Here is a 19,138-nt window from a genome sequence, read left to right as displayed (position 1 = left end):
CGACCCCTGACGACATACCGATGGTCTGTCGGTTGATGCAGTCGATCCAAACCCTGCACGCCGAAGCCCATCCGGAGGTCTTCAAGCCGATCCTCGATCCAATACCGTCGGCGTTCTTTGCCGATCTTCTGTCCGATCCGCGCAATATTGTTCTGATGGCAGAGTATGATCAGGCGGTCGTCGGCTACCTTTGGTGTCAGGAGCATCCGCCAGCAGACTCGTTCTATGAGGTTTCCGCCCATACCGGATACATCAACCACGTCGCGGTCGACGTTGCCCGGCGCCGTCGCGGCATCGGCCAGGCGCTGGTAGAGGCCGCTGTCGCCGAATTGGAAAGCCGCGGCGCGACCCGCGTCGGCGTCGACTTCTGGAGTTTCAATGCGCCGGCGCGAGCCTTTTTCGCCGGGCTTGGCTTCGCCGCACAACGCCAAGTCTGCGTCAGGCAGCTGGCATGACGTTGTACCGCATGGTCCTCCCGGCCATTCCCTCATGATCCGCGCAACCCAAGTCCGGCCGGCGGGGTCCTGGTCAGGCGCCGCAGACAGGGTCGTCCTCGACTACGATCATCGTCACCGACGACGTCTGGCGATGACCGGCGAGGAAGGACTCGCCTTCCTGCTCGACCTTGCCGGGGCTACGCCGATCCGCGATGGCGACGGCCTGGAACTGGAGGACGGTCGGATCGTGGCAGTCGAAGCCGCCGCCGAGCCCCTGACCGAAATCACGGCCGCTGACCCACCCCATCTTGTCCGCCTCGCCTGGCACCTTGGCAACCGCCACCTTCCCACCCAACTCAACGGCGACCGGCTGCTGATCCGCCGTGATCACGTGATCGAGGAGATGCTCGTGAAGCTCGGCGCAACGGTTATCCACGTCGAGGCGCCATTCGATCCGGAGGGCGGCGCGTATGGGCACGGGCACTCCCATGACTGAGCCGGATGAGATCAACGGTCAGGTCCCGGACCCCGCCGCCCTCGTCCGGCTGATGACCTGGCTGTCGCCGGCCTTTCCGGTCGGCGCTTACACCTACAGCCACGGGCTCGAGTGGGCGATCGAGGACGGTACCGTTGCGACTGCCGACGACCTGGAGGGCTGGCTCCGCGACGTCCTGATCCATGGCGGCGGCCGAAACGATGCGATTCTCCTGGTCCATGCCCATCAGGCTTTGGCTGCTGACGATGAATCAGCGCTGCGTGATGCCGCCGAGATCGCGGTCGCGTTGCAGCCGTCGAAGGAGCGGCATCTCGAAACCACGGCACAAGGTAACGCCTTCACGCAGGCGGTCGCCGCGGCTTGGCCGAATGGGCGCTTCGAAGACGCCGTTGCGTCTGTCGGGTCGCCAATTGCCTACCCGATCGCTGTCGCAATCGCGGCAGCCGCGCACGACGTACCCGCGAAGCTGACCGTTACCGCGTATCTTTCGGCCTTCGTTGCCAACATCGTCTCGGCCGGCATTCGTGCGATCCCGATCGGCCAGACCGCCGGGCAGAGGACCATCGCCGCGCTGTTGCCGGCCTGCGAGCAGGTCGCGGCAGAGGCGATAGCGGCCGATCTCGACGTCCTTGGCGGTTGCGCCCTGCGGGCCGATATCGCCAGCATGAAACACGAAACCCAGTACACGAGGCTGTTCCGCTCATGACATCGTCTCCCCATGGCCCACTGCGCGTCGGTATTGGTGGACCGGTCGGTTCCGGCAAGACCGCACTGATGGATGCGCTGTGCAAGCAGCTCTCTGCCGACTACGACATCGCGGCGATCACCAACGATATCTACACCCGGGAGGATGCCGAGTTCCTGATTCGCTCCGGAGCGTTGCCGGAAGAGCGAATCCGTGGCGTTGAGACCGGCGGCTGCCCGCACACGGCGATCCGGGAGGACGCCTCGATCAACCTTGCGGCCGTCGCTGAGCTGCGCGGCGACTACCCGGACCTCGACATCATCCTGATCGAGTCCGGGGGCGACAACCTCGCCGCCACGTTTTCGCCGGAACTCGCCGACCTGACCATCTACGTCATCGACGTGTCGGCCGGCGACAAGATCCCCCGCAAGGGTGGCCCGGGCATCGTCCGCTCCGATCTGCTGGTGATCAACAAGATCGACCTTGCCCCACTGGTCGGCGCGTCGCTCGAGATCATGGATCGCGACGCCAGAAAAATGCGTGGCGATCGGCCGTTTGTCTTCGCGAACATGAAGGACGAGACGGGGCTCGACGACATCGTCAACTTCCTTCGGGCCAAAGGCGGACTGCAGCACGCGGCATAAGCAACCATCGACGACAATCGGCCCCTCGCTTTCCGGTCGCAACGCCGCTAAGGTCCGCCGGTCTTTGGTGGAGGCATCATGCCCGTCGTCAATCGTCTGGCCGACTTCCAGGACGACATCGTCGCCTGGCGTCATGACCTGCATCGCCATCCCGAGCTGATGTACGACGTTAACCGCACCGCCGAATCGGTCGCTGAGCGGCTGGCTGCCTTCGGGATCGACGAGGTGGCAACCGGGATCGGTCGAACCGGCGTCGTCGGCGTGATTCATGGCAAGAGCAATACCAGCGGCCGGGTCATCGGTCTTCGCGCCGACATGGATGCTCTGCCGATCATGGAGGCCACGGACAAGCCTTATGCATCGACGGTCCCCGGCAAGATGCACGCCTGCGGTCACGACGGTCACACCGCGATGCTGCTCGGCGCGGCGCGTTATCTGGCCGAAACCCGCAACTTCGACGGAACTGCCGTTGTCATCTTCCAGCCGGCGGAGGAAGGCGGCGCCGGCGGCAAAGCCATGGTCGAAGACGGCCTGATGGACCGCTGGGGCATCGAGGAGGTCTACGGTATGCACAACATGCCGGGGATTCCGATTGGCGCGTTCGGCATCCGGCCGGGCCCGATCATGGCGGCGACCGCTGACTTCACGATCGACATCACCGGTGTCGGCGGCCATGCGGCCCGGCCTCACGCCTCGGTCGATCCGGTGGTGGCGGGGAGCGCGATGGTGCAGGCCCTGCAGACGGTGGCATCGCGGTCGACTAATCCACTCGACTCGGTGGTGGTCTCCATCACCGTCTTCCAGGCCGGCGAGATTTTCAACGTCATCCCGGAGACCGCACGGCTACAGGGCACCGTACGGACCCTGACGCCGGAGGTCTTCACGCTCGCCCAATCCCGCTTCCGCCAAATCGTCGAATCGGTGGGGGCCACCTACGGGGTCGCTGTCGACCTTGACTACATGCCGAATTACCCGATCACACGTAATCATCCGGATGCGACCGACTTCGCCGCTACGGTTGCCGCCGATGTCGTTGGTTCGGAACGGGTCGACACGAGCGTGGCGCCGATGATGGGCGGTGAAGACTTCTCCTACATGCTTGAAGCCCGGCCCGGTGCCTTCATCTTTCTCGGCAACGGCGACAGCGCCGGGCTCCACAACCCCAGCTATGACTTCGACGACGATGCCATCCCGATCGGCTGTTCCTACTGGGTCCGGCTGGTCGAGACTGCCATGCCCACGTGATAAAGGTCGTTAAGCCGTTGCGTATCGTGTATATCGCGGGGCGACAGGCGAATCCCTGTCCGAGACATCTGAGCGCATGAAGCTTTCCGCCTTGATCCCCTCGTTCCTGAAACCCGACCCCAAGGGGCCCTGGGACGTGATCGCGCGCCTGTTCCGCGAGGGCTGGCGCAAGTTCTGGCCAGGCTACTCGGTCGCCACGTTCTTCATGGCGCTCGTCGCGGCAACGGCGGGCGCGATCGTCTGGATCATTGGCGACGTGGTTGATCAGGTCTTCATCGAGAAGGATCTGTCTCAGCTCACTTTTCTTGTTCTCGCGATCGTCGTCATTTCGGTTATACGCGGCATTTCGTTGTACGGTTCCGACCTTGCCCTCGAGCGGACCGGTAACCGGATCGTCGCCGATACCCAGAGCCGCCTCTACGAGCACGTTCTCAAGCTCGGCATCTCTTACTTCGATCGAACGCATTCGAGCCTGCTGATCACCGGTATTTCCAACCGTGCCGGCGCCGCTAAGGCCGTCATCGCGACGGTCCTTACCAACTTCGTCCGCAACCTACTGACGGTAGTCATTCTGCTGGCGGTCATGATCATCAAGAGCCCATGGCTGACCATCATCGTCGCCGTCATCGGTCCGGCCGCGCTTATTGGTGTCAGCGTGCTCGTCAAGCGAATTCGCGACGTCGCGAAGGCTGAGTTCGCCGGGATGGCGAAGATCATCGCGGCGATGCAGGAGACCGCGCTCGGCATCCGTGTCGTCAAGGCGTTCAACCTCGAACCCGGCATGTCGAGCCGAATGAACGAGTCGATCGAAAGCGTACGCCGCCGACGCAACAAGATTGCAACCATCAAGGCTCAAACCAAGCCGCTGATGGAGACGCTTGGTGGTTTCGCTGTAGCCGGCGTGGTCCTGTGGGCTGGCTATGCCGCGATCTACCAGGATCAGATGCCGGGCGACTTCATGACATTCATCACCGGTATTCTGTTTGCCTACGAACCAGCGAAGAAGCTGGCCAACACCCGCGTGGCGCTAGAACGCAACGTCATCGGCGTCCGCTTCGTCTACGAAATCCTCGATACCAAGGTGAAGCTCAATCCAAATCTCGACGGACCGGACCTCGATATCACGGAAGGCGATGTCCGCTTCGAGAGGGTCGACTTCGGCTACCGCAAGAAGAAGCCGGTGCTGAAGAAATTCGATTTCCACGCCGAAGGCGGCAAGCTGACCGCTCTGGTGGGACCATCGGGCTCGGGCAAGAGCACGATCATGAACCTGCTGGAGCGGTTCTATGACATCTCCGGCGGATCGATAACTATCGATGGCCAGGATATTTCAAAGATCCGGCTCGCGTCCTTGCACGACAAAATCGCACTGGTCAGCCAGCACACATCGATCTTCCAGGATACCATCCGCGAAAACATTCGCTTCGGCCGGCCGAGCGCAACGGACGAGGAAGTCGAGGAGGCGGCCCGCAACGCGCTCGCTTATGACTTCATCATGGCGACACCGGACGGCTTCGACACCATGCTCGAGGAGGGCTCCGGCGCGTTGTCCGGCGGGCAGTTGCAGCGTCTCTCGATCGCCCGGGCGATGGTTCGCGACGCTCCGATCATCCTCCTCGACGAGGCGACCTCCTCGCTCGACTCGGAATCGGAATACAAGGTTCAGGTCGCGTTTGAGCGGCTGATGGCGGGGCGGACCACTATCGTGATCGCCCATCGCCTTTCGACGGTGCTTGGCGCCGACAAAATCTGTGTGCTGATCGACGGCAAGGTTGTCGAAAGCGGCCGTCACGCGGATTTGCTGGCAGCGGGTGGACCATACGCGCGCCTCTACTATCTCCAGTTCGAACGCGGTGACGACAAGAGTATCGCCGCCGTGAAAACCGCGGCAAAGCCAAGGCCTGAGATCGCCAAGGCTTCTTAGATCGGCGCTCTCCAATAAACTGCCTCGTGCCTTGGGAGATCAGGATGCAGAAACTTCAGGTTCAGGGGCTTCATCACGTCACCCTGGTTGGCGCCGACCGACAGACGTCGATCGACTTCTGGGAAGGTGTGCTCGGCATGCCGTTCGTGTTCGAGCAACCCAACCTCGACGTCGAGGCGGAGAGCCATCTCTATTTCGATCCCGGCGACGGCCGGCTGATCACCGTCTTCACCCGCGAGGATCGCAAACCCGATACGCGGCGAACGTCGACGGATGTCGGCGCGGTTCATCACGTTGCCTTCTGGGTTTCCCGCGCGACCTTTTCGCAAGCCGTCAAGCGGCTTGACGAGCGCGGCATCGGCCATAGCGGGATCAAGGACCGCGGGTTCATGGATTCGATCTACTTCAAGGATCCGCTGGGTCTGTTGATCGAGCTCGCCACCTACAAATTCTTCCCGCCGGAGGGGGTGTCTCACGGCGAGGTCCTGCTCGAAGCCCACAAGATCCGGGTCGCCCGCGGTGATCATCATATCGCTGAGGCTCACCTGGCCGATGCGATCGAGGACATCGTTCGCCGCCGCCGCGAAAGTCTTTCGGATGACCGCTTACCGAAGAACCCTTACTGACGCTCTCAATCGGCCCAGGGACGAACATCGCGAGCCTTGGGCCTCGCGACATCGCGTCCCCCGGCGTGGGTGACTAGCGCGGCGATCCGGTCTTCGATCGGCGGATGGGTCGCGAACAGACCCGCGAATCCTTGAGCCTTTGGAAGATCGAAGAACATCGGCCGCAGCTGGGACGGTGCCTCGATTTCTGAATGGCCGTCGATCTTGCGCAGCGCACTGATCATGGCGTCGGGATTCTTGGTCAGTTCGACGGCTCCGGCATCAGCGAGATATTCGCGCCGACGCGAGACGGCGAAACGCAGCGCCATGGCGAGTACCCGGGCGAGCAAGAAGATGACGATCGCTACCAGGATCAGGATGATCACCCCGCCACCGCTCTTGCCGCCTCGCCGACCGCCAGTCGACATACGGATCATGCCGCGCGGGCTGCGGATCATTAGGTCGCCGACGACGGAGATGATGCCGACAAACACCGCCGCGATGACGATCAACTGGACGTCGCGATTACGGATATGGGTGAGTTCGTGGGCAAGAACGGCCTCCAGTTCGGCATCGTCGAGCGCTTCGACCAGACCACGGGTGACGGTGATGGTGTAGTCCTTCTCGCGCACGCCGCTGGCGAAAGCATTGCGCGCGTCCGTATCGACGATGCGCAGGGTCGGCATGGTGATGCCGCGGCTGATGCACAAGTTCTCGAGCAGGTTCCACACTCGCGGATCGGTCCGTCGGTCAAGCTCCCGCGAGCCGGTCGCCGCGGCGATGATGCTCCGGTTGGCGAAGAAAGCAATCGCCCACCACACCGGCGCGATCACGATGGCGATCGGCACGAGCGAAGGGAGCCACGCGACCGCCGTGCCGAAGCCTTCTTCTACGCGCGGGCTGTCAAACGCCGCGATCAGCACGGCGAAGGCGAAGCAGATCAGGACCAGCAGAACCGGAAAGCCTGCCAGCAACAACAGCGATCGCAGCCGATTGTTCCAAATGTGGGTGCGAAGGCCATAGGCGCCCATAGGCGTCGCGGGTTCGTCCGTTGCTGTCCTAGAATTTGACGTCCGGCGGCGTCGCAACAGCGACGGCCTCGGATTCGTCGAGCTCAAAGAAGTCGCTGGCGGTGAAGCCGAACTGGCGGGCTATGAGCACGGCTGGGAACTGCTCGATCGCCGTGTTGTATTCCTGGACCGCGTTGTTGAAGAACCGGCGCGAGGCGGCGATCTTGTTCTCGATGTCAGAAAGTTCCGCTTGGAGGTGCAGGAAATTCTCGTTGGCCTTGAGGTCGGGATAAGCCTCCGCCAGCGCGAAAAGCTGACGCAGCGCGCCGGTGAGGATGTTTTCCGCCTTCGCCTGGGCCTGAGGATCGGCCGCCGCCACCGCGGCGTTGCGGGCCTCCGTCACCGCCTCCAGCGTCGCGCGCTCATGGCCGGCATATCCCTTGACCGTCTCGACCAGGTTGGGGACCAGATCGTGGCGCTGCTTCAGCTGGACCGAGATGTCCGACCAAGCCTGGGATACGGTCTGACGCAAGGCAACCAGGCGGTTGTAGAGGACAATCAGATAGATGGCGATCAGCGCGATGACGCCGAGGACGATCCAGACTTCCATGGATGATGTGCCTCCGCTGGCGGGATCAGCAACCTAGCAGCGGCGTGCCGTCGCGACCACCGCGCGGGTTCCACTAGCATCGTCGCGATGAGATGGGACTGAAGCCGGAGAAATGATCAAGACGGCCGGCCGCCTGTCCGTGGCGGCACTGCCGACTGTGGTCTCGTCTTCATTGCCCAGAAATCCCTCGTCAAGGCGTATCGCTCGCCGGATTCGGCAGGCGACAAGCTCAACGGGAACACCGGCTCGCTCGCTATTGCCGGATAGCGTGATCAGTGGCGTCGAAGAGATGGATGTGCTCACGGTCGAACCGGAGACCGGCCGGAGCCTCCTCCGCGAGGTCAGCATGACCGACGATCCGCACCGTGAACAAGCCGACATTTTCGACATCGACATAGGCGAAGGTGTCCGAACCCAGTTCCTCGATCACGTCAATGCGGCCGCGGACGTCACCGTCCTCCGGCGGTAACAGGGTGATGTGTTCGGGTCGGATGCCAAGCTTGCGGGCATCCTCGTGGGGAGCGTCATAGGCCATCGCCTGACCGTCGGGAAAGGAGACGCCGTCGGCAGTGGGGGCGCAGTCGACAACGTTCATTTTCGGCGAGCCGATGAACTGGGCGACGAAAAGGTTCGCCGGTCTCATGTAGAGTTCCATCGGCGCACCCACCTGTTCGATCCGCCCGGCCTGGAGCACCACGATCTTGTCGGCGAGCGTCATCGCCTCGATCTGATCGTGGGTCACATAGATCATGGTCGCCGCCAGCCGCCGGTGCAGCTTGGCGATCTCCAGCCGCATCTCAACCCGAAGCGCCGCGTCCAGATTCGAAAGCGGCTCGTCGAACAGAAATGCCCTCGGCTCGCGCACGATCGCCCGGCCGATCGCGACGCGTTGGCGCTGACCACCGGAGAGCTCCTTCGGCCGTCGATCGAGCAACGCGTCGAGCTTGAGGACATCGGCGGCACGCTCGACCCGCTCGGCGATCTCGGCCTTCGGCATCCGCGCCACAGTCAGAGCGAAGCCCATGTTCTCGCGCACCGTCTTGTGGGGATAGAGCGCATAGGACTGGAACACCATCGACAGCTCGCGCTCGGCCGGCGGCTTGCCGGTAACGTCCTCGCCGTCGATGACGATCTGGCCGTCGGTGGCTTCTTCCAGGCCGGAAACCAGCCGGAGCAGGGTCGACTTGCCGCAACCGGACGGACCGACGAAGATCACAAACTCGTTGTCGGTGATCGTCAGGTCGACCCCCTTGATCACCTCGACGGCGCCGAACGCCTTACGAACGGATTTCAGTTCGATCTGAGCCATTGCGTTGCCTCATGCCACAGCGGCGCAGCCGGTGGGCGACGCCCACGCCAGCCAGATCGCTGCCGTCCAGGAAAAGTCATGGCCACCGCACCCCGCGCCGGTGGTCGGGTCGAAGCTCTCGAAAAAGCCGGCGGCCTCGATCAGCGCTCGCGTGTCGCCATGAACACGTTCGGCAAGATCGGCGATACCGGAGCGGCCAAGGCCATCGGCGATCATCCAATTGACCACCGCCCATACGGGACCGCGCCAGTAGCGTACCGCGTCAAAGCGGGCATCGGCCGGATCGAAGCTGGGGATGCTGTAGCGGACCAGCTTCATCCAATCGCGCAGAATCACAACGGTCCGGGCAGCGCGTTCCGGACGCGTGATCCCCGGATAGAGTGGCAGCAGCGAACCGACGGAGATGACCTCGATCGATTCGTCGCGGCGCAGGTCGCGAGCGACATAGGCACCAACCCGATCGTTCCACAGGGTCTCGATGCCGGCGCGCCAGTGGCGCGCTCGCTCTGTTGCGCGAGCCGCGATCGCGGTTTCTCCCAGCGCGCCTGCCAGGCCGGCGAGATCGTCTTCGGCACGGAGGAGGATCGCGTTCAAGCCGACATCGGCGACCCAGAATGGGTGTCGCTCGGCGATGACGTCGATATCCCAGTCGTGTTCGCGACCGAACTGAACGAGAGCGAGATAGCGATCGTACTCTTGGTTCTCAGGCCGCTGGGACGCATGCACATGCTGGGTGTCACGACGTTGGTAGGGTGCAATACCGGTCACGTCGACGCGTCCGAGCGGTGCATCCCAGTCGGGTGCGTTGTCGCGGCCGGTCTCCCAGGGATGGATCGCCGCGACAACGCCGCGTCCCTCAGGGTCGCGCGCGGTGCGGAACCACTGGTGCCACCGATCGATTGCCGGCAGGAGTGCCCGGGCCCGCGACGCCCCGGCCTCTGGATCGTTATCGTAGAGCTGACGGACGATGGTGGCGGCGACCGGTGGCTGAGTGATGCCCGACGTTGCCGGCTCCATGCGCGTGCCCCATTGATCCGGTCCGGGGAAGTAGGTCGTGTCCCCGCCCCGGAAGATGATGTGGGGGACCATGCCGTCCGGCCATTGGCCGGCAAACAACGTTTCGATTTCGCGCCACGCGCGGTCGCAGTCGATGACGGCAAAACCGAGCGCCACGAACATCGAATCCCAGTTCCACTGGAATGGGTACAGCCCATCGGTCGGCACGGTGTAGCCGCCCCGATCGTTATGCTGCAGGATCTCGATCGCGCGGCGGTCGATGTCGCCCAGCGTATTTGCGTTCATGTTTTCGTTCAGCCCTTGACGCTACCGGCGGTCAGCCCCTGAACGAGGAACCGCTCGAACCACAGGAAGATCACCAGAATCGGGACGGTCGCTACGACCGCGCCCGCCATCAGGTTCTGTCGCGGCACCTCGGAGGAATCGAGGGCGACCACGCCCCGGGCAAGGGTGAAGATCGCGGGATCGTCGAGGAACATGAAGGCGAACAGGAACTCGTTCCAGGCGATCATGAAGACGTAAAGCGCCACCGAGGCGAGTGCCGGCAATGACAACGGCAGGGTGATCTTGCGGATGACACCGAGCCGCTTCAGGCCATCCATCAGCCCGGCTTCCTCGAGCTCGGGCGGTAGGCCGCGGAAGTAGCCCTGCAGCATATAGAGAGCCACCGGCACGGTAGTGGCCGGATAGACGATCAACAGACCAAGCAGCGTGTTGCGGAGGCCGAGTTGGCTAAAGACCGAATAGAGCGGGATCACCAGAACGATCGCCGGCACCATGTAGATCATCAGGATCGACCGGTTGAGGAATGCCTGTCCGGGAAACCGCAAACGCGCGATCGCATACGCGCCGGGGATCGAGAACAGCAGCGTGATGATTACGGTGCAGATCGATACGATGGTCGAAATCAGCAGATAGCGACCGAAATCGAACTCGGTGAAGAGATCGACGTAGCTGCGGAACAGGGTGCCCAGCCCTTGGGAGACGTCGATCGACAGATCAAGCGGGTTGAGCAGAAGCTGCTGCTGGTTCTTCAGGCTTGTCATCACCATCACGTAGAAGGGCAGGACGACGATGACGGTGAAGAAGACGAAGCCGACGCCCTTGAAGACGCGAACCAACAGCACCTCGGCCTTGTAGCGTGACAGTGACCCGGCCGGAACGTCGGCGAGACAGGCTCTGCTCGCGCCGGTCACGCCAAATGCCACGAAGGCGATGGCGATCGCTTGCCAAACCGGCGCTGCGGACAACGGCACCGAGAAAGGCTCAGCCAAGGCCACGGCCAGCAGTACGATGACAGCCGCGAAGAAGGCGGTCAGGACGAGGGTGGGCGCCCGCTCATGCGGCGGCCGCGACATCAGCACGGCGGCGCTGGCTGCACCCGCGAGCAGACCAGCAAGCAGCGGCGGTGTCGCCGGGAGGCCCGTTAGCAGGCTGAGGGCAATTCCCGCAAGGACATGGGCGATTAGCCCCCACAGCGCACCGGAGAGCATACCGAAGAGGAAACCGCGTCCGAAAACCATCAGCCTTCCTCCCGATGAACGTAGCGGAAGTAGCTCAGGGCAAAGATCAGCAGGAAGATGAAGATCACCACGGCGACCGCGGCACCGGCGCCGAGATTCGCCAACGCAAAGCCCTGCTCATAGACATCGACGGTCAATGTTCGCGTTCCGGCAGCGCCGCCGGTGAGCAGGAAGATGTCGTCGAACTTGTTGAAGGTCCATATGAAGCGCAACAGGAACAGCGTCGACAAGATGGCGAAGAGCTGCGGCAGTGAGACGTGCCGGAACTGCTGCAACGGCGTCGCACCATCGACCTCGGCGGCTTCGTAAAGGTCCGACGGGATCGACTGCATCCGCGCCAGGATGAACAAAAGCGACAACGGGAAATAGCGCCAGGCTTCGAAGGCGATCACCGTCGCCAGTGCCAGCGGGAAGTTGAAGGTAAGCCCGAGGAAGCTCATTTCGACGCTACGCTGGCCGAAGAAGTTGATGCCTTCGTCGACGATGTTCATCTGCTTCAGCAGCGCATTGAGCGTGCCGGAAAACGGATCGAGCAGCACCACCCAGGTGAAGGCGACGGCAATGACCGGCGCAACATAGGGAAACAGGAACAGGCCGCGGAGAATGGGTCGCCCGGCGAAGGCAGTGTTCATCAGTTGCGCAGCAAACAAACCCAGCACGACAGCGCCGAGGGTGCCAAACACGGTGTAGGCGATGGTCACCCAGACCACGTTCCAGAAGTCGCGGGACTCGAAGATCTGGATGTAGTTATCGAAGGTGAACTCGGTGCTGGTGAGAACGTTGGTCGCCTCGCCGGTGAGGATCGGCTCACTGTCGCGAGGCGACAGGCCCGCCGCGGCAAACACATCGTCACCGATGACGCTGATTTCGACCTCATCACGCTGGCCGGCATCGAAAGTGCCAAGGTCGCAACGGATCCGCGGCCCGTCAAAGCTGCAGCGCTCGTCAGACGACTGGACGGTCAACCCCGGTGGCAGCTCGTCGACGAGAACGACATTGCGGATTTCTTCTTTCTGCGAGGAATTGCGCAGGCGGTACTGGATAAGGAGTTCGCTGCCGGGGACGTCCATGTCCCCGCGCACTCGCTCGGAGGCTGCCGTGGTCGGCGGACGCAGATCGGCGAGTTGCGCCGGCTTAGCGCTGATCCAGAAGTTGGCAAGCAGCGGGATAAGAACGATCGCGAAGACGATGAAGAAGGTCGGGGCCAGCATACCGGCGGCGAGCCGTGCCTCCCGCCGTGCCATCGGCCCTTGTCGTGGCTTTCGGTTCGACGCCGGCTTGGCGGCGCTGTCCGTCGCCGACATGAGCATTCCTCCCCGATCTCGGTGGGGGTCGGGCGGCGCTGAGGCGCCGCCCGACCAGGTTCGCCCCGGTTAGTTGATTTTGGCAATTTCCTCGTTGATCACCGCGACCGTCTCGGCCGCATCGCGTTCACCGTCGAGGTATTCGCGGACGGCGCGATTAATCACCTGGCTGTTGATGATCTTCGAGGCGAGAGCCAGCTGTCCCTCGTCAACGCCCCAACGAGCGGCGGTCTCCAGACCACCGACAATGTTGGCGATCACCTCCTCCGGATAGAGGTCCGAGAGCGCCGCCTGGCGGTCGACACCGACCGGCAGGACCGCCCAGGCATCGAGGAACTTGGTGGGTTCGTCGGCGGTGCCGCGGCGGACCGGGAACTTGCCCTCCGGTGCGATCGACAGGGTGTTGGTGTACCCCTCGTCCATCGAAAACTTGACGAACTCGGCGGCCGGATCGGTATCCGCGTCGCTGGTGATACCGAAATAACGGATGTCGCCCCATGCTGCGCCGTCCGGGTTCGACGGCCCGGACAGGCGGGTCACGATCCCCGTCTTCGAGGCCAGTTCGGTCGAGGTCGGGTCGTCATTGATCGCCGGCGGGTTCGAATCGCGTAGGCCGGCCAGCTCGTCGAGGATAAAGGGCGACCAGATGATCATCGCCGCATTGCCCGAAAAGTAGAGCTCGCGAGACTGCTGCCAGAACAGCTCACCGGGCGGCGAGGCCTCCGCCAGGCGCTTGTAGAACTCGAGAACTTCGACGGTTTTGGCCTCGTCAAAACCGACGCTGCCGTCCTCCTGGATCGGACTCGCCCCGTTGGCCAGGAAGACATGCTCGAGTACCTGGCTCATGAAGTTTTCGTCGACCTTGGTGGCGGCGACGAAACCATAGACCTCCGGCGGATTGTGCAGGGCGTCCAGCGCCGCAACGATGTTTGCGTAGGAGTTCGGTGGCTCCAGCCCGGCCTCGTCAAACAAATCCTTTCGGTAAACGACCATCTGAGTCCAGCCGTCGACCGGAACTGCGGCGGTCTCACCGTCAAAGTCAGCCATTGCCAGCGACCCCGGCGCGAAAGTGTCACGACCGAGCTCTTCGACCACCTCGTTGTTGGCTTCGGTGTCGAGAATGCCGGCTTCCGACCAGGGCAGGACGTATTGCAGCGTATGGTAGATCACGTCCGGCAGGTCACCGGCAGCGAACGCCGCAGTGGCGCGGGTGCCGAGATCGCTCTCCGACACCGGGATGACCTCGACGACAATCCCCGTCTTGGCCTCGAAATCCTTGGCCATCTGCTCCTGGCGGGCGAGCCGGGCCGGCTGTTCCTCAGTGGTCCAGAAGCGCAGATCAGCCAACGTCATCGACGTGCCGAGCATCAAGATCGCCGTTGTGGCAGTGAGTATTCCTATAGGTCTGTTCACTGGTCTCCTCCGGGTTTCATGAAGTGAAAGGTGGGTTGGTCGAAGCACGTTGGATAAGCTTGGCTTCCCAGAGTTTCTGGGTGAGGCGTGTATCGGCACCGTCGATCATCGCCATCAGCATGCGGACGACCTCCCGCCCGGCGCTCTCGCTGGATTGCGCCATCGTCGTCAGCGGTGGATCGGCAGTGAGCCCCACCGGCAGGCCGTCATAGCCGATGACCGACACCTCTCTGCCAGGCTGAAACCCGGCGCGGGTGATCGCTCGCATGGCACCGAGCGCGACGACATCGGTAATGCACACCACGGCTGTCGGCGGCGCCGAAAGCGCCAGCATCTGCGCCATAGCCGCGTCAGCATCGGCGCTGTCGATGATATCCTCGACGACGTAGCCTGGCGGTACCTGCAAACCGGCAGCGGCCATCGCTTTGAGATAACCGGTACGGCGGAGATGGGCGAAATTAAGCTCGGGCTTACCGCCGATATAGGCAATGTGTTGATGTCCGAGGTCGACCAGATGGCGGACGGCGTCCATGCAGGCCTTTTCGTTGTCGATGTCGAGCCACGAGTAGTCGCTGCAATCTTCAGTTCGACCGTGAACGACGAATGGCACACCCGCCTGACGCAATAGATCGACCCGCGGATCGCGACGCCGCGTTCGCGTTAGGATAAAGCCGCCGACTTTGCCGCTTCGGATCAGGCGCTCCGTGACTTCGGTGTCGCTGTGGTCATCCGGTACGGCAGCGACGAGAAGGTCCCAGTCATGTGCCGCCAGTTCGATGCCGATCCCATCGAGAATCTCGGCAAGAAAACGATCAGAGTAACCAGCCCGCTCGGGCAATACGAAGCCGACGGTTTCGATCACACCACGCGCCAACCGTCGTGCGTGAGCGGAGGGCCTATAGCCCAAGTCGTTGGCCGCCTCGATGACGCGTTGACGGGTCTTGACCGCGATGTCCGGATAGTTGTTGAGCGCGCGGGAAACGGTGCCCTCGGACAACCCGAGATGCTGGGCAAGTCGGGCGATGGACACGCCCTGGTTTCGACGCAACAAGCGCTGCACCCGTTTCCTCCAATCCAGCGGCGATTTTTTCTTTGTAGCCTGCCGGTTCCGAAAGCGCTTTCGGAATGGTTGACGCTAACCGAAAGCGCTTTCGGCTGTCAACAGTGTCATAATTCAGCGAGGCGGCCGATCTTCGGGCAGTTGAAAGACCATGCGAAAATCGTCAACCGCGAGCTGCGAATTTCCGAGCTAGACTGAAGAGGCGCGAGTCGAGGCCAAGCGGAAAGGGAGCATTCATGTGGCCGGACACCCGATTACTTGACCTGTTCGGGGTCGACCTTCCGATCATTCAAGCGCCAATGGCCGGTGCGAGCGGACCGGAGATGGCGATTGCGGTGTCCGAAGCCGGCGGACTGGGGTCGTTGCCCGGAGCGATGCTGACCCCAGACACGTTGGCCGTCGAGATGGGCATTGTTCGCCAGAGAACCGACCGTCCGGTCAACATAAACTTCTTTTGCCACCGACAACCGGTAGAGGATCCTGAGCGTTGGCGCCGTTGGGAGGGTACGCTCAAGCCCTACTACGACGCCTGTGGCATCGAACCCCGGCCACCAGGGCCATCGCGGGTCCCATTCGACGACGCGTTCTGCGCGGAGGTCGAGGCCCACAAACCCGAGGTCGTCAGCTTCCATTTTGGCCTGCCGCCCGAAGACCTGCTGCGCCGGGTCAAGGCGACCGGGGCCAGGATCATCTCGACCGCGACGACCGTCGCCGAGGCGAAACACCTGGCGGAGCGCGGCTGCGATGTGATCATTGCGCAGGGTCTCGAGGCCGGAGGTCATCGCGGCAGTTTCCTTTCCGCCGACCTAGCCGTTCAGATGGGGACTTTGGCTCTCGTGCCGCAGATCGTCGATGCGGTGCCGGTGCCGGTCATCGCGGCCGGCGGCATCGCCGACTCACGGGGTGTTGTGGCCTGTCTGGCGCTGGGTGCGTCTGCTGTCCAAATTGGCACCGCCTATCTGCGCTGCCCCGAGTCAATCATCCATTCGATCTATCGGGACCATCTGGCCCAAGGCGGCGACACTGTGGTCACCAACGTTTTCACCGGCCGACCGGCACGCGGATTCGTCAACCGGTTGGTCCGGGAAGTCGGACCCTGGCGAACCGATATGCCTGATTTTCCCTTGCCCGCCAGTGCGTTGGGCCCGCTCAAAGCGAAGGCAGAAGAAAGGGGCTCAAATGATTTCAGCTCAATGTGGGCGGGCCAGGCCGTCGGGCTCTGCCGGGAGGTGCCGGCCGCTCAGTTGACGCACGCGCTAGCCACGGAAGCCCTTCAACGAATTCGCGGATTCGCTGACTAAGCTCACCTTGACCTCGGAATCCGGTCGAGGAGTTGACGCGCCGCTTCCTCGGCGAATGCCGGATCGTTGATGTCGGTGTCCAGCTCGATCGCTGTGACTGTCGGCGCAAGGTTCGCTTTGAGCGCGTCAAACAGGGCCGCGTCGGCGTCCGGATCGTGGAAGGGCTGGCCGTCGACGGCGATCAACGAAACGCCGCGCGTCGGCAGCATGAGAACTGTCGGGCCCGTGGCGCGATTGAGCTTGGCCGCGATCCGGCGACCAAGTTCGGCGTTCTCCGCCGCAGTCGTCCGCATCAGCGTGACCTGCGGATTGTGCGCGTAGAAGCTTCGGCCGGCAAACTCCGCCGGTACCGTCTCGGGCTTGCCGAAATTCGCCATGTCGAGTGCTCCGACTGAGACCACTTGCGGAATGCCGACAGCGCCGGCAGCCTCGAGCCGGTCCGGCCCAGCGCTCAGCACGCCACCAACCAGTTCATCGGCGAGTTCCGTCGTTGTGATGTCGAGCACCCCGGCGATGAAGCCACCACGGACCAGCGCTTCCATGCCGCGGCCCCCGGTCCCGGTGGCGTGAAACACCAGGACCTCGTAGCCGGCCGCTTCGAGAAGCTCCCGCGCCCGAGTCACGCACGGGGTGGTGACCCCAAACATGGTCGCGGCGATCATCGGCCGGTCCGGTAGATCGGCGGGCGGCACGACCTGCACCATCCCGGCGATCGCCCCGGCGGCATTGGCAAGTATCCGCGACGACAGGCTATTGATCCCGGCAATATCGACCACCGACGGCATCATGACGATGTCCTTGACATCGACCAGCGCACTGACATCGCCGGATGCGAGAGTCGAGACCATCAGCTTCGGCACGCCGATCGGCAGAGCCCGCATAGCCGCTGTCCCGATTGCGGTGCCGCCGCCGCCACCCATCGAGATGATCCCGTGGATCCGACCTTCGTCGTGAAGCCGGGCGACGACTGCGGTGGCACCCGCCGCCATCGCGCTGACGGCCTTGCCGCGATCGCGTTCGTCGGCCAGTGCCGGCAGGTCGGCGCCCGCCGCCGCAGCGACGTCGTTTGCCGAAATGTCAGGAGGGAAGCCCGGCGGACCGAGCACGCCAGCATCGATAACCAGCGTTGCAATGCGTTCAGCTTCGATTCTGTCCTTCAGGAATGCGAATTCGGCTCCTTTGGAATCGAGCGTTCCAAGGATTGCAACCACCTTTCGCGCCACATCGCCCTCCCTCGCAGGCCGGCGATAGTAGCCAATCGGCAGTATCGGCGCAGGCCCCTAGATCGCCTCGCCGCGGAGAAGCCGAGGTAGCTCGCCGCCAGCACCGGCTGCCTCGCGGATGAACAGGCGTTTTAGCCCGGGCAGCCGGTCGACCACGCCAAGACCAACGTCGCGGATCAGCCGAATCGCGGGGTTATCGTTGGAGAACAGGCGATTGAGCACGTCGGTCACGACACCCATTTCGACGGTGTCGAAGCGACGCCAGCGTTCGTAGCGCTCCAGCACCGCCACGGACCCGATATCGAGGCCGGTCCGCTCAGCCTCAACGATCGTTTCCGCCAACGCCGCAACGTCCCGGTAGCCTAGGTTGAGACCTTGGCCAGCGATCGGATGAATGCCGTGGGCGGCGTCGCCGGCGAGAGCGAAACGCGGTTTGACGAACGACCGCGCCAGGGTCAGGCCAAGCGGAAAGGCCCATGCCGGACCGAGCGGCTCGACGCTGCCGAGCTGATGCCCGAACCGCTGGGCGAGCTCAAGCCGGAACAGATCGTCGTCAGCGAGCAAGCGTTCGGCCGTCACTCGTCGCTCCGTCCACACCAGCGAGGATCGATTGCCGGTCAGCGGGAGAATTGCAAATGGACCGGCAGGGAGAAAATGCTCGACCGCGCGACCATGATGGGGACGTTCATGGGCAATCGTGGCGACGATTCCCGACTGATTGTACGACCAATGCACAGTACCGATCCCCGCGAGATCGCGGAGACGGGACCGGACGCCGTCAGCGGCGACCAGCAGCCGGGCGCCGAGACGTCGGCCGTCACCGAGGGTTACGTCAACCCCAGCGGGACCGACTTCAAAGCCCGTGACGCGCCCCGGTGCGATGATATCCGCTCCGGCGGCCTCTGCGCCGTCGTGCAAAGCCGCGTTCATGGCCGCGTTCATCACCATGTGCGCGAAGGGGCGTCGGCCGGCTGTGGTGCCATCGAAGGTGAGAAATACCGGCCGGACGGCGTCACCGATGCGGCTGTCGGTGATCACCATCTCGTTGATCGGCTGCGCGTCCGTCGCAATCGCCGACCAGACGCCCAGGCGATCGAGCATGCGCTGACCGGCCGCAGCAATAGCCGAGGCCCGCGTATCGTTCGGCTTCGACGACGGCGACGCCAGGTCGACTACGACAACCGACAGATGGGGCAGGGCTTGCCGCAGCGCCAACGCCAGCGACAGGCCAACGTGCCCGCCGCCAGCGATCACGATGTCGGCGTCGAAGCCGGTTGAGGAGACGGTTGGTGCCATCACGCGGGACGGTGCTCTCCTTGACAGTGTCGGACT

The 19,138-nt window shown here is 63.3% G+C and carries 17 protein-coding genes and 1 pseudogene; 8 read left to right on the top strand and 10 right to left on the bottom strand.

From position 1 onward, the window contains the following. Nucleotides 1-35: 35 nt before the first annotated feature. The 7 genes and pseudogenes from ACO076_RS05225 (at nt 36) to ACO076_RS05195 (ending at nt 6,057) form a co-directional block, all read left to right on the top strand. Nucleotides 36-455, top strand: coding sequence for a GNAT family N-acetyltransferase (locus ACO076_RS05225; RefSeq protein WP_421725667.1), 420 nt, complete (start codon nt 36-38; stop codon nt 453-455). 34 nt (nt 456-489) lie between these two features. Continuing rightward, nucleotides 490-930, top strand: a pseudogene (locus ACO076_RS05220) (urease accessory protein UreE); the annotation flags it as partial. Then, the gene (locus ACO076_RS05215; RefSeq protein WP_421725666.1) at nt 926-1,639 is read left to right on the top strand and encodes an urease accessory protein UreF; all 714 of its coding nucleotides are present in this window, start codon (nt 926-928) and stop codon (nt 1,637-1,639) included. The pseudogene ACO076_RS05220 and the gene ACO076_RS05215, both read left to right, overlap by 5 nt. Further along, nucleotides 1,636-2,262: an urease accessory protein UreG gene (gene ureG / locus ACO076_RS05210; protein WP_421725665.1), complete on the top strand. Its 627-nt coding sequence runs from the start codon at nt 1,636-1,638 to the stop codon at nt 2,260-2,262. Before ACO076_RS05215 ends, ureG begins: the two co-directional genes overlap by 4 nt. 78 nt (nt 2,263-2,340) lie before the next feature. Further along, nucleotides 2,341-3,507: a M20 aminoacylase family protein gene (locus ACO076_RS05205; protein ID WP_421725664.1), complete on the top strand. Its 1,167-nt coding sequence runs from the start codon at nt 2,341-2,343 to the stop codon at nt 3,505-3,507. A 76-nt stretch (nt 3,508-3,583) separates the two neighbouring features. Then, complete coding sequence (locus ACO076_RS05200; protein WP_421725663.1) at nt 3,584-5,431, top strand: ABC transporter ATP-binding protein; 1,848 nt, start codon at nt 3,584-3,586, stop codon at nt 5,429-5,431. A gap of 44 nt (nt 5,432-5,475) precedes the next feature. Continuing rightward, a complete protein-coding gene (locus ACO076_RS05195) occupies nt 5,476-6,057 on the top strand; it encodes a VOC family protein (protein WP_421725662.1) in 582 nt (193 codons plus the stop codon). Between the two features lie 5 nt (nt 6,058-6,062). On the opposite strand, the gene ACO076_RS05190 is transcribed toward ACO076_RS05195, so the two are convergent. The 8 genes from ACO076_RS05190 to ACO076_RS05155 form a co-directional block, all read right to left on the bottom strand. After that, the gene (locus tag ACO076_RS05190) at nt 6,063-7,067 is read right to left on the bottom strand and encodes a M48 family metallopeptidase (protein WP_421725661.1); all 1,005 of its coding nucleotides are present in this window, start codon (nt 7,065-7,067) and stop codon (nt 6,063-6,065) included. 28 nt (nt 7,068-7,095) lie between these two features. After that, the gene (locus ACO076_RS05185) at nt 7,096-7,656 is read right to left on the bottom strand and encodes a LemA family protein (protein ID WP_421725660.1); all 561 of its coding nucleotides are present in this window, start codon (nt 7,654-7,656) and stop codon (nt 7,096-7,098) included. 253 nt (nt 7,657-7,909) lie between these two features. After that, complete coding sequence (locus ACO076_RS05180; RefSeq protein ID WP_421725659.1) at nt 7,910-8,965, bottom strand: ABC transporter ATP-binding protein; 1,056 nt, start codon at nt 8,963-8,965, stop codon at nt 7,910-7,912. 9 nt (nt 8,966-8,974) lie between these two features. Next, nucleotides 8,975-10,267 carry an amylo-alpha-1,6-glucosidase gene (locus tag ACO076_RS05175; protein ID WP_421725658.1) on the bottom strand — a complete coding sequence of 431 codons (1,293 nt, stop codon included), beginning with the start codon at nt 10,265-10,267 and terminating at the stop codon, nt 8,975-8,977. Between the two features lie 8 nt (nt 10,268-10,275). After that, nucleotides 10,276-11,505, bottom strand: coding sequence for a carbohydrate ABC transporter permease (locus ACO076_RS05170; RefSeq protein ID WP_421725657.1), 1,230 nt, complete (start codon nt 11,503-11,505; stop codon nt 10,276-10,278). Further along, entirely contained in the window at nt 11,505-12,809 is a 1,305-nt protein-coding gene (locus ACO076_RS05165; protein ID WP_421725656.1) for a carbohydrate ABC transporter permease, read from the bottom strand. The genes ACO076_RS05170 and ACO076_RS05165 overlap by 1 nt, the downstream gene beginning before the upstream one ends. A 69-nt stretch (nt 12,810-12,878) precedes the next feature. Next, nucleotides 12,879-14,222, bottom strand: a complete 1,344-nt coding sequence (locus ACO076_RS05160; RefSeq protein ID WP_421725655.1) for an ABC transporter substrate-binding protein — start codon at nt 14,220-14,222, stop codon at nt 12,879-12,881. A 16-nt stretch (nt 14,223-14,238) separates the two neighbouring features. Further along, the gene (locus ACO076_RS05155) at nt 14,239-15,282 is read right to left on the bottom strand and encodes a substrate-binding domain-containing protein (protein WP_421725654.1); all 1,044 of its coding nucleotides are present in this window, start codon (nt 15,280-15,282) and stop codon (nt 14,239-14,241) included. Between the two features lie 236 nt (nt 15,283-15,518). On the opposite strand from ACO076_RS05155, the gene ACO076_RS05150 reads away from it, so the two are divergent. Continuing rightward, nucleotides 15,519-16,583 carry an NAD(P)H-dependent flavin oxidoreductase gene (locus ACO076_RS05150; protein WP_421725653.1) on the top strand — a complete coding sequence of 355 codons (1,065 nt, stop codon included), beginning with the start codon at nt 15,519-15,521 and terminating at the stop codon, nt 16,581-16,583. 2 nt (nt 16,584-16,585) lie between these two features. On the opposite strand, the gene ACO076_RS05145 is transcribed toward ACO076_RS05150, so the two are convergent. Then, nucleotides 16,586-17,806 carry a Tm-1-like ATP-binding domain-containing protein gene (locus ACO076_RS05145; RefSeq protein ID WP_421725652.1) on the bottom strand — a complete coding sequence of 407 codons (1,221 nt, stop codon included), beginning with the start codon at nt 17,804-17,806 and terminating at the stop codon, nt 16,586-16,588. 57 nt (nt 17,807-17,863) lie between these two features. Then, nucleotides 17,864-19,102 carry a ubiquinone biosynthesis hydroxylase gene (locus tag ACO076_RS05140; RefSeq protein WP_421725651.1) on the bottom strand — a complete coding sequence of 413 codons (1,239 nt, stop codon included), beginning with the start codon at nt 19,100-19,102 and terminating at the stop codon, nt 17,864-17,866. Nucleotides 19,103-19,138 lie beyond the last annotated feature (36 nt).

Origin of the sequence: Bauldia sp. (assembly GCF_965232525.1) — a bacterium.
GTDB lineage: Bacteria > Pseudomonadota > Alphaproteobacteria > Rhizobiales > Kaistiaceae > Bauldia.
The sequence above is the reverse complement of the archived record's forward strand: the minus strand, read 5'-3'. Positions and strand labels throughout refer to the sequence as shown.

Bases quoted from the DNA above. Each gene is read 5' to 3' on its own strand.
- ACO076_RS05225 (WP_421725667.1), top strand. From the start codon at position 36: ATGCAGTCGATCCAAACCCTGCACGCCGAAGCCCATCCGGAGGTCTTC.
- ACO076_RS05185 (WP_421725660.1), bottom strand. From the start codon at position 7,656: ATGGAAGTCTGGATCGTCCTCGGCGTCATCGCGCTGATCGCCATCTAT.
- ACO076_RS05180 (WP_421725659.1), bottom strand. From the start codon at position 8,965: ATGGCTCAGATCGAACTGAAATCCGTTCGTAAGGCGTTCGGCGCCGTC.
- ACO076_RS05150 (WP_421725653.1), top strand. From the start codon at position 15,519: ATGTGGCCGGACACCCGATTACTTGACCTGTTCGGGGTCGACCTTCCG.
- ACO076_RS05205 (WP_421725664.1), top strand. From the start codon at position 2,341: ATGCCCGTCGTCAATCGTCTGGCCGACTTCCAGGACGACATCGTCGCC.
- ACO076_RS05175 (WP_421725658.1), bottom strand. From the start codon at position 10,267: ATGAACGCAAATACGCTGGGCGACATCGACCGCCGCGCGATCGAGATC.
- ACO076_RS05215 (WP_421725666.1), top strand. From the start codon at position 926: ATGACTGAGCCGGATGAGATCAACGGTCAGGTCCCGGACCCCGCCGCC.
- ACO076_RS05165 (WP_421725656.1), bottom strand. From the start codon at position 12,809: ATGTCGGCGACGGACAGCGCCGCCAAGCCGGCGTCGAACCGAAAGCCA.
- ACO076_RS05190 (WP_421725661.1), bottom strand. From the start codon at position 7,067: ATGGGCGCCTATGGCCTTCGCACCCACATTTGGAACAATCGGCTGCGA.
- ACO076_RS05140 (WP_421725651.1), bottom strand. From the start codon at position 19,102: ATGGCACCAACCGTCTCCTCAACCGGCTTCGACGCCGACATCGTGATC.
- ACO076_RS05170 (WP_421725657.1), bottom strand. From the start codon at position 11,505: ATGGTTTTCGGACGCGGTTTCCTCTTCGGTATGCTCTCCGGTGCGCTG.
- ACO076_RS05200 (WP_421725663.1), top strand. From the start codon at position 3,584: ATGAAGCTTTCCGCCTTGATCCCCTCGTTCCTGAAACCCGACCCCAAG.
- ACO076_RS05195 (WP_421725662.1), top strand. From the start codon at position 5,476: ATGCAGAAACTTCAGGTTCAGGGGCTTCATCACGTCACCCTGGTTGGC.
- ureG (WP_421725665.1), top strand. From the start codon at position 1,636: ATGACATCGTCTCCCCATGGCCCACTGCGCGTCGGTATTGGTGGACCG.